13 protein-coding genes and 1 pseudogene are annotated in these 13555 nt (G+C 47.7%); 5 read left to right on the top strand and 9 right to left on the bottom strand.

The window, feature by feature from the left end:
- Positions 1–785, top strand: a 785-nt coding sequence (locus NK638_RS09560; RefSeq protein ID WP_274632836.1) for an ATP-binding cassette domain-containing protein, incomplete at its 5' end; no start/stop codon positions are given.
- 215 nt (positions 786–1000) lie between these two features.
- On the opposite strand, the gene NK638_RS09555 is transcribed toward NK638_RS09560, so the two are convergent.
- Positions 1001–1363: a septal ring lytic transglycosylase RlpA family protein gene (locus NK638_RS09555; RefSeq protein ID WP_192994510.1), complete on the bottom strand. Its 363-nt coding sequence runs from the start codon at positions 1361–1363 to the stop codon at positions 1001–1003.
- Positions 1364–2148: 785 nt separating this feature from the next.
- Here NK638_RS09555 and NK638_RS09550 point away from each other — a divergent pair.
- Positions 2149–3184 (top strand): annotated as a pseudogene (locus NK638_RS09550) (DnaJ C-terminal domain-containing protein).
- Between the two features lie 94 nt (positions 3185–3278).
- A complete protein-coding gene (locus tag NK638_RS09545; RefSeq protein WP_075101342.1) occupies positions 3279–3602 on the top strand; it encodes a chaperone modulator CbpM in 324 nt (107 codons plus the stop codon).
- Between the two features lie 101 nt (positions 3603–3703).
- Here the strand turns inward: NK638_RS09545 and sstT are convergent, their stop codons facing one another.
- From sstT to NK638_RS09525, 4 genes are all read right to left on the bottom strand, one after another.
- A complete protein-coding gene (gene sstT, locus NK638_RS09540) occupies positions 3704–4906 on the bottom strand; it encodes a serine/threonine transporter SstT (RefSeq protein WP_274632835.1) in 1203 nt (400 codons plus the stop codon).
- A gap of 353 nt (positions 4907–5259) precedes the next feature.
- Complete coding sequence (locus NK638_RS09535; protein WP_274632834.1) at positions 5260–5769, bottom strand: DNA polymerase III subunit chi; 510 nt, start codon at positions 5767–5769, stop codon at positions 5260–5262.
- A 21-nt stretch (positions 5770–5790) separates the two neighbouring features.
- On the bottom strand, positions 5791–7446 hold the full coding sequence (locus tag NK638_RS09530; protein ID WP_274632833.1) for a leucyl aminopeptidase: 1656 nt from the start codon (positions 7444–7446) through the stop codon (positions 5791–5793).
- Positions 7447–7752: 306 nt separating this feature from the next.
- Positions 7753–8043, bottom strand: a complete 291-nt coding sequence (locus NK638_RS09525) for a hypothetical protein (RefSeq protein WP_274632832.1) — start codon at positions 8041–8043, stop codon at positions 7753–7755.
- Positions 8044–8267: 224 nt separating this feature from the next.
- On the opposite strand from NK638_RS09525, the gene NK638_RS09520 reads away from it, so the two are divergent.
- The gene (locus NK638_RS09520; protein WP_274632831.1) at positions 8268–9590 is read left to right on the top strand and encodes an LPS export ABC transporter permease LptF; all 1323 of its coding nucleotides are present in this window, start codon (positions 8268–8270) and stop codon (positions 9588–9590) included.
- Positions 9590–10798, top strand: coding sequence for an LPS export ABC transporter permease LptG (lptG, locus tag NK638_RS09515; protein WP_274632830.1), 1209 nt, complete (start codon positions 9590–9592; stop codon positions 10796–10798). Before NK638_RS09520 ends, lptG begins: the two co-directional genes overlap by 1 nt.
- A gap of 124 nt (positions 10799–10922) precedes the next feature.
- Here lptG and NK638_RS09510 read toward each other — a convergent pair whose 3' ends face one another.
- The 4 genes from NK638_RS09510 to tusA form a co-directional block, all read right to left on the bottom strand.
- The gene (locus NK638_RS09510) at positions 10923–11543 is read right to left on the bottom strand and encodes a class I SAM-dependent methyltransferase (RefSeq protein WP_198336147.1); all 621 of its coding nucleotides are present in this window, start codon (positions 11541–11543) and stop codon (positions 10923–10925) included.
- A 195-nt stretch (positions 11544–11738) separates the two neighbouring features.
- On the bottom strand, positions 11739–12068 hold the full coding sequence (locus NK638_RS09505; protein ID WP_274632829.1) for a DUF3817 domain-containing protein: 330 nt from the start codon (positions 12066–12068) through the stop codon (positions 11739–11741).
- 58 nt (positions 12069–12126) lie between these two features.
- Entirely contained in the window at positions 12127–13065 is a 939-nt protein-coding gene (xerD, locus tag NK638_RS09500; protein ID WP_274632828.1) for a site-specific tyrosine recombinase XerD, read from the bottom strand.
- Between the two features lie 29 nt (positions 13066–13094).
- The gene (gene tusA / locus NK638_RS09495) at positions 13095–13421 is read right to left on the bottom strand and encodes a sulfurtransferase TusA (RefSeq protein WP_058023620.1); all 327 of its coding nucleotides are present in this window, start codon (positions 13419–13421) and stop codon (positions 13095–13097) included.
- Between the last annotated feature and the right edge of the window lie 134 nt (positions 13422–13555).

Below are 13555 nucleotides of genomic sequence, written 5' to 3'. Positions count from 1 at the left end.
ACGCCGATTTGCGTTCGTTCCTCGGTAGCTTTGATTTTCGTGGTGATCGTATCGATACGCCAAGTGAGCTGTTCTCTGGTGGCGAGCGCGCTCGTCTGACGCTGGCTTTGATTGTCTGGCAGCGTCCAAACGTGCTGGTCCTCGATGAGCCGACCAACCATTTGGACTTACAAATGCGTCAGGCGCTGACCCTAGCCTTACAAGGCTTTAAGGGAGCGGTGGTGCTGGTCTCGCATGATCGTGAGCTGATTGCCAATGTCTGTGATGAGCTATATTTGGTGCATGACGGGCAAATTGATGCGTTCGATGGTGATATCAGCGACTACGGAAAATGGCTGAGCGAGAAGCGCAAACAAGAAAATAGCTCAGACAAAGCAGCAGGTAAGAAAAAAAGCAAAAAAGAGAGTAAAAACTTTGTTTCACGTGAAACACGCGATAGCCTAGCAAATACAGTAGCGCCTACTGCAGCAGCCAAAGACAATCCTACATCGCCTGCTTTGAGCAAAGAAGAGCAGCGCAAAATGGCCGCCGAACAGCGTAAACTGACTGCACCGGTTCGCCGCGAGATTGAAGATACCGAAAAAGTATTGGCTAAGACTGAAACGGCGCTGACAGCCATAGAAGAAAGGCTTGCCGATACCAGTCTGTATGAAGAAAGCCGCAAAGCGGACTTGCTAAAATTGCTGGATGAGCAAAGCACCCTACAGCAGCAGCAAAGCGCTAACGAAGAAAAATTACTGCTGGCCATGACAACGCTAGAAGAGATTGAAGCGGGTTTTGAATAGAGCTGTACCTATAGTCAGCTGAATGTAAAACTGTTGTGGATTGAAACGCGCTACTGGTATAAGTTTTACTTGCGTGCTGCGTCCCCAGAGGCTGCGCAACCTACGTTTAAAAATAGCATCCCAGTGGCGCTATGACATTTTTAGAGTATATCGACTATAGATAAAGCGCCGCACATAAAAAAAGGGAGAGCATAGGCTCTCCCTTTTGTTTCACATTATTCTTTACGGTATTTACCATCACCATAAGACAGTATCTCCATGGTGGTGGTGCACAATTGGCAGTTGATTTGACCAGCAGCGGCTTTCGACAAATCTAAAATACGGCCTCGTATAAAAGGCCCTCTATCCGTGATTTTGACGATCACGCTTTGCTTTGTCTTTTGATTGGTCACTTGTACCTTAGTACCGAAGGGCAGCGTACGATGCGCAGCGGTCAAGGCATTCATATCAAAAATACTGCCACTGGCAGTACGCTTTCCGTGAAACTTGCTACCATAATAACTGGTGTTACCTGCAAAAACGCTGGTGCTTAGTAGCAGTGACAAGGTGATAACCAAAGACTTGATTAAATACGACATTCAATACCTTTATACAGTTTATAAAACAGACAGATAACTTTGCCTATATCATTGATACTCCCTGTGAGTATCAAAATTATATTCATTTTATAGCACATAAATTGTCGTATCCTTACGGCTCTGTTAAAAAACGCCCCAGTTCAAATATCAGCATTCATAAAAAATCACTGTTTTTTTAACAAAATCAGTTAGATAATGTTCTTTATTAAATACCTTGAAAGCATTGCTAGATATAACGTCTGCGCTGAATGTGGTTTGTTTAGGTAAGTAAATAAGTAGATAGTTAGACGTTTGGCTGGTAATGATATAGGTAGTGGTTTTGTTTGGGTTATATAAAGAGGGTAACGACGATAATAAAGAGCTATCAGCCGGAGCGTTAAAATATAAGGGCTAAGGCAGTGGGTCGCCGCAGGATAGCGGCAACCAGACAGTATCGATAGTAATGTAAATATTATTGCTGAAATATTAATATTTTGTACTAAAAGGTAAATTTTGCTTGTTTTACTTATTAAAAGAGATGGGCTATTTTCCATTAAATGACTCGTTGCCCAAATAAAGGTAATAAATAAGCCCAATAAGAGAGCAAGAAAAATTACGCCCAGTCGCCCTGTACTTATTTTATAGCGGATCGATGATATGAATTAGTATAGATAAAGTGGACAAGTGTAAATTTTGCCCAGCCATGATGTGGCTGTGCTATGGTAAATACTGAAATATTGCCGCATCATCCCTATATTATGTATTAAGTAAATCGTTAATAATAAATGCGATAAGGAAAAAATAATATGGCAGAAAAAAACTACTACGACATTTTGGGGGCAATAAAACGCCTCAGACGCTGATATCAAAAAAAAATACCGTAAACTGGTTCGTCAGTATCACCCTGATGTGAGCGACGACCCAAACGCGGATAATAAAATTGCTGAAATCAACAACGCTTATGAAACGCTTAGAGATAAAGACAAGCGTGCGCAATATGATGCTATGCTAGACAACCCCTTTGCCGGTCAAGGCGGCGCTGGTGGCTTTGGCGGGTTTGGTGGTCAGTCGGCAGGCGGACAAGGTGGTTTTCGCTGGGAGGATATCAAAGATCAGTTTGGTGATGGACAAGCCTTTGGCGATGGCGGCTTTCGCTTTGATGATATATTTTCGGCCTTTGGTCGCGGCGCGCGTGGCTCAGCTGGTGGACAGGCAGGAGGCCGCACGCAAGGTAGCGGCTTTGAGCAGTTTGGGGGTGGCTTTGGCGCGCAGGATAATAAAGGCCAAGATCAGCACGCCGAGATTGCGGTGGACTTGGCCTCAGTCTATAGCGGTGACGACTATAGCATCAAACTAAACGTGCCGGTACGCCAGCCCGATGGCAGCGTGGATTATGAAAATAAAACCCTTAAGATTAAAATCCCAAAAGGCATCACTGATGGCAAGCAAATTCGCCTAGCAGGTCAAGGCTCAGCTGGCATGGGTGGCGGCAAAAACGGTGATTTGTTTTTAAAGGTGAAAATCCGCCACGACCCCAATATCCGTATCGAGGGCGCTGATGTCTATCAGACAGTAAATATCACGCCATGGGAAGCGGCATTGGGTGGCAAAATCAATGTCAGTACGCCCGCTGGCACCCTTGGCGTGACCATCCCCAAAAACAGTAAATCTGGCAGCAGTTTACGTCTAAAAGGTAAGGGCATCCCTGCCAAACAAGCGGGCGACTTATACTTAACTCTCAATATCGTCAACCCTGATATCACTGATAGCAATAGAGAGGCTGTGACAAAAGCCTATGAGCAGCTAAAGCAAGCCTTTGGCGATACCAGTATCAATCGCTGATAGCTGCCACGCTGCTATCGACAGAGGTCAGCGAAAAACGATCACGATGACATAAAGCACAAATAAGGATAGCAACCAAAAGAGGATAATAATAATGAAACACTCGCCTGAATTTACCGATATTATCATGAGCTTGGATGAGCTGGTATCTGCCTGTGGTCAAGAGCGTCAATGGGTCATTGAGCTGATGGAAGAAAACATCATCGAGTACGACGTGCCAGAGCGTGAGCAGTTTACCGGTTATCAGCTCACCACGGTGCGCCGCGCCTCTCGTCTGAGTCGTGACTTTGATGCCAGTGTGCCAGCGATCGGCCTGATACTAGAGCTATTAGAAGAAGTCGAGCAGCTGCGTCAGCTCAAACGTCAGCTAGAAGGGCAGACGCCAATCATTGAAGTGGATACCGAGCATCTAAAGTAACCAAACCATTGATAAAGCCCAGCTCATAAAAAAGGCCTCATTGCGATCATTGAGGCCTTTTGTTTTACAGTGTGTGATGTACAGATACGGATTGCGCCGGCTTAACGCGCGTATTTAGGGTCGGCTGCCGCAGTAAACAAGACGTCAGTTGACGAGTTGAGCGCGGTCTCGGCCGAGTCTTGAATCACGCCGATGATAAAGCCGATAGCAACCACTTGCATGGCAATGTCATTGGGGATACTAAAGAGGCTTGCAGCCAGAGGAATCAGCAATAACGACCCACCAGCGACCCCAGAGGCACCGCAAGCACTAATGGTCGCGACCAAACTCAATAAGAGCGCAGAGGCAAAGCTCACCTCGATACCGAGCGTATGCGCTGCCGCCAGCGTCAAGACGTTGATGGTAATCGCCGCCCCTGCCATATTGATAGTTGCACCAAGTGGAATGGTGACAGAGTAAGTGTCTTCGTGTAGGCCCAGTTTGCGTGCAAGGTTCATGTTTACAGGGATGTTGGCCGCCGAACTACGCGTAAAGAATGCCGTAATCCCTGACTCACGCAGGCAAGTAAATACCAGAGGGTAAGGGTTTTTGCCGGTTTTAAGTAAGACGATAATAGGGTTGGCGACTAAAGCGATAAATAGCATACAACCGACCAATACCATCAAGATACGAGCATAACCTGCTAAAGAAGCAAATCCCGTCGCAGCGACTGTATTGGCAACCAAACCTAAGATACCAAAAGGCGCGAGAGCGATGACCCATTTCACCACTTGTGAGATGGCATCAGCAAAATCGCCCACAACGGTACGCGCGGTATCGCTGGCTTGACGCAGGGCAAAACCGATGATAATCGCCCAAGCCAAGATACCAATATAGTTGGCCTCAGCGATGGCATTGACAGGGTTTGCCACTAGATTCATCAGCAAGTTGGTCAATACTTCTTTGAGGTTGGCCGGTGGTACTTGCTCGACAGTTGTGTTGACGAGTACCAGCTCAGTTGGGAATAAAAAGCTGGCACCGACAGCAGTCAATGCTGCCAAAAATGTGCCAAACATATACATGATGAGCACTGGTTTGACATACACTTCGTTGCCACTACGATGCTGACTAATCGCCGCCATCACCAGCACAAAGACCAATATCGGCGCGACTGCTTTTAGTGCACCGACAAATAGCGTCCCCAACAATCCTAAGGCGATACCAACGCTTGGTGCTAGCCAGCCTATTAGCACCCCTAATATTAAACCGATAATAATGAGCGGTACCAGCCCTATACGCTGGTACATCGCAATCAATGAACGCATTTGTACACCCTCGAGTTAGTCAGTCAGAAGTAAATGAATCATAAAAATAGAAAAACAATCGGAGGATAGTAGCATTTTTTCGGATACTCGCCTACCAGTCAGACTGGACGCGGCAAATCAGACGGCAACCAACCACGCTGTAAAAACCACAAAAAGGGTAGGTAAAATAAAGGAAAGGCAGGCAGGCACGCGGGGAAAACTGAGCGAGGCGACTGATAAAATAAAGCTAATGAGACAAAGTTAAGATGGCAAATTTAAGATGAAAAAGCTGGAAAACAAACCAGCAAACAGCCCGCAAGTAACATGTATAGCAGTAGCGCTGTGTCGTCTTTAGAACAAATCAACTGTATAAGCTACACCGCATAGTGCGTCAGCTCGTAGCCGAGCTGTTTATAATGCTTATATTTATGACGGCCCTCTTGCATACTTTTGGCATCAGGTTTTATCAGCTCAAGTATTCGAGTGGGTTTGGCAGGACTGGTCGCGGCTATAAAATCGCTGACAGGCTGCAATGTGGTATTGAGAACGATACCTGAGAAGTCCACTGGCATATAACTGCCGAGCATGACAGGCGCTGATACTGCCACCTCGATATCGGAGGTATCAGGCTTTGCGGCATCAGACTCCATCGTATCAGGTTCTATGGAGTGAGGATCGCGGCCCAAAAGGCGCTGGTGCGGGATAAAGCTGGTCGCGTCGTGCGTCCATAGCGCTTCATCAAGTGAGCTGAGGAATGCCTCATCTTGAGACAAAATCAGTAGCGATTGGCTGCTTTTATTGAGCGCCGTTTGGGTCAGCTGACAAATAAAGCCCAAGATTTCTTGGGCTTTACGCTCGCTTAATACATAAAAACTTACGTTCATAAATTGGTCGTCATCACGGCATTAAGCGTTGTTTGCGCTGTTTTTTAAGTACTGCATAAATAAAGGCACAGGGCGACCGGTTGCCGCTTTATCTTTGCCTGAGTTCCATGCGGTGCCTGCGATGTCTAGGTGCGCCCATGGCTGACCTTCTTCGACGAAGCGTGATAAGAAGCAAGCTGCAGTCACAGCACCTGCGCCTTTACCACCGATGTTTTGCATATCAGCGATGGGTGAGTCAAGCTGCGCCTGATAGTCGTCATCTAATGGCATGTGCCAGATGAGGTCACCTGATGAGTAGCTGGCGTTTTCTAATTCAAACAACACATCTTCATCATTACTAAAGACCGCTGAGCGTACATGCCCTAAGGCCACCACGCAAGCGCCCGTCAACGTCGCCACATCGATGATGGCTTTTGGCTGATAGCGCTGGACATAGCATAAGGTATCGGCCAACACCAAACGACCTTCAGCATCGGTGTTTAAGATTTCAACCGATTTGCCGTTCATGGCTTTGACGATATCACCAGGACGCGTGGCCTCACCTGATGGCATGTTTTCTGCACAAGCGAGTGCCCCCACGACATTAATTGGTAGACGCGCCTCGCACAGCGCTTTGATGGTACCCAATACCGACGCTGAGCCGCCCATATCGAACTTCATCTCATCCATGGCCGCGCCTGGCTTGATAGAGATACCGCCTGAGTCAAAGGTCACGCCTTTACCGACCAACACGATAGGCGCATCGTCATGGCTGCTATCAGTGTTTTTGTCTGATTTTTTGCTAGGCAGTTTGGTGGGGAGCTTGTCAGCCAACGCTTTTAGACCACCGGTGACTTTTGCACTACTATTGCCGGCTGTATAAGTATCAGTCGCGCCTGCTTTGGCACTAAAGTTAGACTTGCCGCGATACTCGAGTAGTACCAATTTGCCTTCTTTGCTAGAGCCTCTAGCCACCGCTAAAAAGCAGTTCATGCCAAGCGCTGACATCTCATCTTCGCCCAGCACCGTCACTTTTAGGAGGTCAGGATAGGTCTTTGCAAGCGCTTGGGCTTGTTCTGCCATATACGCTGGAAAGCAGATATTGCCTGGCTCATTGGCGACGTCACGAGTCAAGCTTTGACCGGCGAACACCGCTTGCGCGAAGTCTAGCGCTGGCTGCAATGCTGCATCGGCCAACAAATACACATCTGTAAGTACCGGTGTGGTTTGCTCAGACTTGTATTTATCAAAACGATAGCTGGCCGCTAGTAGATTTAGCGCAAATTGGCCAAAGTGGTTTTCTTCTAGATCATCGCCGAGCGCGACCGTGATAGAGGCGACGCGTTTTTGCGTATTGCTATAGATAGTTTTGGCGATTTTTTGTAGGGCAGTGTGGTTGAGCTTGTCGATATTACCAACACCGACCAGCAATAACTGAACTGGGTTTTGCTTGGTGGTTTTTTTGTCACCGGCCAATGCCAAATCAGCAACGGTTTCGCAGGCTTTACCACTAAAGTGTGACACTTCCATCAATTGCTCAATACGAGCGCTATAGTCAGCTAGCGCAGACTCAGCGAAGAGGTTTTTTTTGTCATCCACCAACACCACCAAACAAGCCGCGTCTTTACTCTTCGCTTCTTTTTTGAGGATTTTTTGGGTATGGGTTTTGGGGAGCTGCTGAGTTAATTTGATATTCATATAGTTATCCTTATTTGAATGGTCAATAGATACCGCCTTTTAATCGGGGTACGAAACAATCAGAATTATTAAACAATCAGATTGTCAAACAACCAAATTATTAAACAACTGGGTTGCTAAATAGCTAAGCTGCTAAATCAGTTAAATCAATAATCACCGAGCCAAGTGGCTGTTTATCACCAGCTTAGTTTTTCGTAAGCTTAATGTCTCACAGACTCAGTGCAATAGCCACACGACAAGTGACTGCCAGACGCTGCCTGAGAGTATGTGTATGGTTTGAGGTGGTAAGGTGATAAAAACATAGAGTCATCTTGCCCAGCCAATATCTGAATCGCTATGCTCAAACCAACGATAAAATCCAAGATTAAGCCCCATTGGTTCAGTCAAAGCTTCAGTCAAAGCATTGGAAGGTTGGGCGTTTGTTGTAGTGTAGCATATCAGGTAATCAGCGTGCTGTCGGCATCGGTTAAGTAATGTTTTCGTATATATTTGCTGCGCGATCTTAAGAGCAAATGCTGCATAAACCACCGCCTCAATCTTAGCAAGGGTTAGGTAATGTTTTAGCACATTTTTCACAGCCATTTTTTGCCAAAACATGCTAGCATTAACGGTTATATTCAAGGCTTATATTTGTGTAGTATCGCTAATGATACTACTGTTAGTTGTTATTATCTGTTAACTATCGGCAAGCGGTACAAACCTGCCGCCCCAAAAAAGCCATTATAATAGCCAAATAAGCGCCACGCCTGAGCTAGCGCTCTATCATACAGCACGCGCATACCAACTGTTTAAGAGTCCCTATTGTGATATTACGCCGCTACATGACCCAACAAGTTGCCTCGACCACCGCTTTGGTGTTGGGGTTTTTAGTGGTGATGATGCTCGGTGGGCGCTTGATTCGTTACTTTGGGATAGCCGCTGAAGGTCGTTTAGACATCAGTTTGTTATTTACCATTATCGGCTACAATCTGCCGTACTTTTTAGAGCTTATCGTGCCATTGGCATTTTTTATTGCGCTGATGCTGGTATTTGGCCGTCTATATGTCGATCAAGAAATGGCAGTCATCAATGCCAGCGGTGTGTCGCGTGGTAAGCTGGCACGCTTGATGACGCCATTTATCCTCGCGCTGTTTGTCGGCGAGGCGGCGTTGTCTATCGTTGGTAAGCCGTGGGGGGTGCGCTCATCTGAGGCGGTGTGGCAACAGCAAGCCTTGACCAGTGCCTTTGATTTGATTCGCCCAAAAGAGTTTATCAGTAGTGGTAACTATCATCTGTATGTCGGCAGTCTGAGCGAGGACAAAAAGCAGCTGCAAGATGTGATATTGATCCAATCAGAAAAACCAGAAAAAGGCAGTCAGCCCAAAAACGCGGCGGCCAATACAGCAAAAAATGAGCGTGATCAAAGCGCCGCGGTCTCTGTCGATAATCGCATCGACCCCAAAACCGCTGAGCAGTTGGATATTCCAGAGCTGCCAGAGACACTCGTCAATCATGATATCAGCAAAGACACCATTACCTTAGCCAAACGTGCCGAGCAGGTCGATACAGGGAGCCGCGGCGTGACGCAATTGGATTTGTTTCAAGGACGACGATACGAAGTCGGTGCAGGGAGTCTAAAGTACAATCAAGTAGGCTTTGATCGCTACCGTATCAGCTTGACTGAGTCTGCCAAAGACGTCATCACCGAAGACAATATCGAAACCCAAGCCATAGGGCCGTTGTGGCAAGCGGCAACCGGTAGCGGCAGTACACAAGTGAGCACGGTCGAGGCCAAGCGCGCTGCGCAAGGTGAGCTCGGTTATCGTTTTGCGCTGCCTTGGCTGATGATTATCGCGCCGATGCTGGCGGTACCGCTGGCACAAGTGCGTCCCCGTCAAGGTCGCTGGTTGCGTTTGTTTCCCGCGATTTTATTGTTTGTCAGCTGCGCACTGGGTATCATTTCGCTCAAAAACGCGGTGAGTAAAGGCAGCGTCAGCGTGTGGGCGTATGCGTGGCTAATCTTAGGGTTTATGGCGTTGGCGCTGTATATGAACTGGGGCAGCCGCGTGCAGCATCGCCTGCGCTTTCGCAAACCTCAGCAGCCGCAAACAGTGGCTGACAGTCGCGCCAATCCAAATGACAGCACGTCAGGAGGGCAATCGTAATGCGCTCCTTATTTGCCAAAACCCCAAGCGCCGAGCCACTGGCCCAAAAACCCGGTCAACTAACAGTGCTCGGTCGCTATGTCAGACGCAATGCGCTGCTTGCTATCATCGGGGCCGTTGTCGGTCTATGGGCCTTGCAGCTTATTTTTTCTTACTTATCCGAGCTTGATTCGCTTGATGATAGCTATACGATGAGTGAGGCGATTAAGTATATCTTTTATCGCTCGCCTTACTTTTTAGAGCAATTTATTCCGACAGGGGCGCTACTTGGGGCTGTCGTAGGTTTGGGGCTGCTGGCCAACAAAAGCGAGCTGGTAGTCATGCGTGCCGCTGGCGTCAGTATCTATCGCATCGTCGGTTGGGTGCTACAACCCGCTCTGATTTTTGTGCTACTTGCCTTAGCGATCAATCAGTTTGTCTTGCCACACTCCAATCAGTTGGCAAAGGAAATCAATGATGAGGACAGCCGCTCGCTTGTGACCTCGGTACGCGGCTACTGGACGGTGCAGCCACGCTTTGAAAATGCACAAGATGGCAGTACAAAGCCTGCTGGCAGTGATATTTTATATATCGACTATGCCGACGTACAAGGCAACATCGGCGAGGTGAAGCGCTGGCATTTGGACAATGATGGCAATTTGCAAACCGCTATTCATGCCAAAGATGGGCAATATGTCGGTCGGCAAGCTCTGGATAGCAGCAGCGGCACGCCGAGCGGACAGTATCGTTACGAGTGGCAGCTCAATGACATGACCACGCTTAGTATCAACCAAGGCTTTGAGAGTAGTCAAGCCGTCTTCGCCTCCGATACGCTCAGTTTGCCATTTGCTCCAGAGTCGGTGTATCTACTGACGCGTAAGGCAGAGGATTTGTCTCTGACGCAACTATATGAGCATCGTCAGTTTATGCGAGGGCAGGGCAATCGCTCTTTAGAGCATGAGCTGGCATTTTGGCAAAAGCTGCTGTCGCCGCTATCGATTTTATCGTTGGTGATCGTTGCTTGCTCATTTGTCTTTGGCTCGCTGCGTACGCACAGCTTGGGTCTGCGTATCGTCGTGGCGCTACTGTTTGGTTTGCTATTTAGCTATGTGCAAGATTTGGTTGGCTTTATCTCATTAGCGACAGGATTCTCGCCCATGCTTATGGTGTTATTGCCGATACTTAGTAGCGCCGCCTTGGGCTTTTATCTGATAAAACGGCAGATGTAAGACAATGTGGTAAGTGGTAAGCCATCTTTAATGCCCTAAGCAAGAGAGTAAAAAACAAAAATCCCGCTAACATGCTGGTGTGTTGGCGGGATTTTTGTTTGTGCAGCTTTTAAGTTACTGAAGCTTATTCTTTGGTCGCCATAGTAATGGTATAGGTTTTGCCCTGTTTGACCTTTTCGCTATTACCAAACACTTCGGTAAACGAGCGCTTCATAAACTGGCGCAAACCATTGATGGTCACCACATAAAACCGTCCACCTTGACGCATACGCGCATAGGCATCGAGGAAGTATAGATAGTGCTGCTCTTTGCCGACTTTGGCTGGCAAGTTTGACATCACAAGGCTAAAATCTTTGTCCGCTGCCACATGATTGAAGCCGTTTGATAAATGTACATCGACATTTTTTAGACCGTTTTGCACGCAGTTACGGCGCGCATATTCTACCGCCATAAAGTCTTTATCAATAAGTGTATGCTGACCGTTCGGGCACTCACGCGCTGCCGTCATGCCGAGCACGCCATAGCCGCAGCCCAAATCGATCGAGTCATCATCCGCCCGAAAATCCACATAATCGAGCAGCATTAGGCTACCGTCATCGAGCTTTTGCGGTGAAAAAATACCCCAAGTGGTCGAAAAATCAAACGGTTTACCCAGTACCTCTTGGCGAAAATGAATGTCTTCGCGCCAGTGTTCAGCATTTTTTAGCAGGTCGGCAGGGGGACGGTGGTTTGTAGAGTGGCTCATGGGATTCTCAAATAATAGATAGGTAAAAGGTTAATAAGCTATGGCAGGTATTGTAGCGAGAAAAGGGTCAGTTTGCAGCTAGGGATTGATAGAGCAGATTCTATACTTTGCCGCCTCTATCTCAGATTGTGCTCTGCATATCAAATCTACAATCTCGCTTTCACCACATAAGTATAGGTTTAAGTCATAAAGTTTTTAACGCTTTTTTAAAAAGTAATCAAACACAAACGGGCCAAATGGCAAAAATGAGCCGAGCACGCCAGCCGGCATGGCCCATAGCGGCAGCTTTATTTTGCTGGCTGTGAGCAGCAGCATCAGGATATAAGCGATAAATAGTGCCCCATGCGCCATACCGATATATGTCACCGCCTCAGAAATGCCGAGCATATATTTTAGTGGCATAGCGATACCAAGCAATAATAAAAAAGACGTGCCTTCTAAATAACCCGTTATGGTCAAGTTTTTGAGGGCAGCATGCTGCCCTTTGGTGAGCGTAGGCTGCAAAGATGGCTGAGCTTGCGACACGTTATATTCCTCTTACAATCTTCAATAAATAGTCAGTTTTTATGTTGACCGTTCAATACTAGCCGCGTGGATGATGTTCGGCATGCAATTTTTGCAGTCTCGCTGTCGCTACATGCGTATAAATCTGCGTGGTGGACAAATCACTATGCCCAAGCAATAACTGCACGCTGCGCAAGTCGGCACCGTGGTTGAGTAGGTGGGTGGCAAAGGCGTGACGCAGGGTATGTGGTGACAATTCTTTATCAATACTAGCGACTTTGGCGTAACGCTTGATAAGATACCAAAAGTTTTGCCGCGTCATATAGCCGCCTTGCGCCGTCAAAAACACTGCTTGGCAATTGCCTGACTTGAGATGTGCAATCAGCTCGCCACGCCCGTGAGACAGATAATCCTCTAGCGCATCGCTTGCATATTCACCAAGGGGCACCAGTCGGGTCTTATTGCCTTTACCTGTGATTTGTAGCCAGCCTGCGTTTAGGTTGACTTGCTCAAGCGATAAATTAATCAGCTCACTGACGCGCAGGCCGCAGGCATAGAGCACCTCTAACATGGCCTTGTCCCGTAGGCCAAGCGCGGTACTGGTGTCAGGGGCGGCCAGTAGATTGTCGACATCGGCTTCGCTCAAATCCTTTGGCAATGGGCGACCAAGCTTGGGGCTTTTGATACGCTCGCACGGGTTGTCCTCGCGCAGGTTGCTGGCAATCATCCATAGATAGAACTGGCGCAGGCTTGAGAGCATACGCGCTTGGGTGCGTGGGGTTTTGTCCTCGATAGCGAGGGTAGATAGGCAGTGCAGCACGTCATCCGCTTGCCATTTGGTCAATGGCGCGGTGTTGGTCAGCTCACAGGTACGTAGGTCGCGCACATAAGCGTTACGCGTCCGCGTTGCCAGACCGCGCGCCAGCATGGCTTGGCGAAACTCGGTGATATAGGCAGGCTCGTCATCGACAGCCAATGCTTTGGGTTGGCGCTGTTGTACGGCACGGTCACGGCTCATAGGATGCTCGGATATAGGTCAGATATAAGTTAACCACTTTTTTTCTTCACCACATAACGATACAGCGTCGCGCTTGCTGGCGTGGTATCATCGCCATCAATAGTGATTTCATCGGGATCAGCGTCTAGGTTGATGTTTTCTGCCAGTGTTTCTTGAGTCATCAGCTCATGACCCAGATGACGACAGAAATTTGGAATGTCGCGGGTGGTAGCAGGGTCAGTGGCCAGTATCTCAATCACCTCACCGCTATCTGCTTTTCGGATGACTCGGTGCAGCATCATCACAGGCTCAGGGCAGATCAGCCCCTGCGTGTCTAGATGATGGTCGATGGTCGTATCTGGTATAGAAGTAGTCATAGTCATTATCGTAAAGCTAAGTAGGTAGGTTAAAGAATGGATCGTTTGTTTAATCGCTTACTGAGGTGTACTGTCTAGATCGTCTACGGCTGCTGTCTCTTTGTCAGTATTTGCCACGTCTAAGAAGTTAAAAA

Origin of the sequence: Psychrobacter sp. A3 (assembly GCF_028823565.1) — a bacterium.
In the GTDB taxonomy this organism is placed as follows: Bacteria; Pseudomonadota; Gammaproteobacteria; order Pseudomonadales; family Moraxellaceae; genus Psychrobacter; species Psychrobacter celer.
This window is presented reverse-complemented; position numbering and strand designations above follow the sequence as displayed.

What these genes read in the sequence shown, in the direction of transcription:
- NK638_RS09545 (WP_075101342.1), top strand. Translation starts at nt 3,279, where the DNA reads ATGAAACACTCGCCTGAATTTACCGATATTATCATGAGCTTGGATGAG.
- NK638_RS09510 (WP_198336147.1), bottom strand. Translation starts at nt 11,543, where the DNA reads ATGAGCCACTCTACAAACCACCGTCCCCCTGCCGACCTGCTAAAAAAT.
- NK638_RS09530 (WP_274632833.1), bottom strand. Translation starts at nt 7,446, where the DNA reads ATGAATATCAAATTAACTCAGCAGCTCCCCAAAACCCATACCCAAAAA.
- sstT (WP_274632835.1), bottom strand. Translation starts at nt 4,906, where the DNA reads ATGCGTTCATTGATTGCGATGTACCAGCGTATAGGGCTGGTACCGCTC.
- NK638_RS09525 (WP_274632832.1), bottom strand. Translation starts at nt 8,043, where the DNA reads ATGTTTTGGCAAAAAATGGCTGTGAAAAATGTGCTAAAACATTACCTA.
- tusA (WP_058023620.1), bottom strand. Translation starts at nt 13,421, where the DNA reads ATGACTACTTCTATACCAGATACGACCATCGACCATCATCTAGACACG.
- NK638_RS09555 (WP_192994510.1), bottom strand. Translation starts at nt 1,363, where the DNA reads ATGTCGTATTTAATCAAGTCTTTGGTTATCACCTTGTCACTGCTACTA.
- lptG (WP_274632830.1), top strand. Translation starts at nt 9,590, where the DNA reads ATGCGCTCCTTATTTGCCAAAACCCCAAGCGCCGAGCCACTGGCCCAA.
- NK638_RS09520 (WP_274632831.1), top strand. Translation starts at nt 8,268, where the DNA reads ATGACCCAACAAGTTGCCTCGACCACCGCTTTGGTGTTGGGGTTTTTA.
- NK638_RS09535 (WP_274632834.1), bottom strand. Translation starts at nt 5,769, where the DNA reads ATGAACGTAAGTTTTTATGTATTAAGCGAGCGTAAAGCCCAAGAAATC.
- xerD (WP_274632828.1), bottom strand. Translation starts at nt 13,065, where the DNA reads ATGAGCCGTGACCGTGCCGTACAACAGCGCCAACCCAAAGCATTGGCT.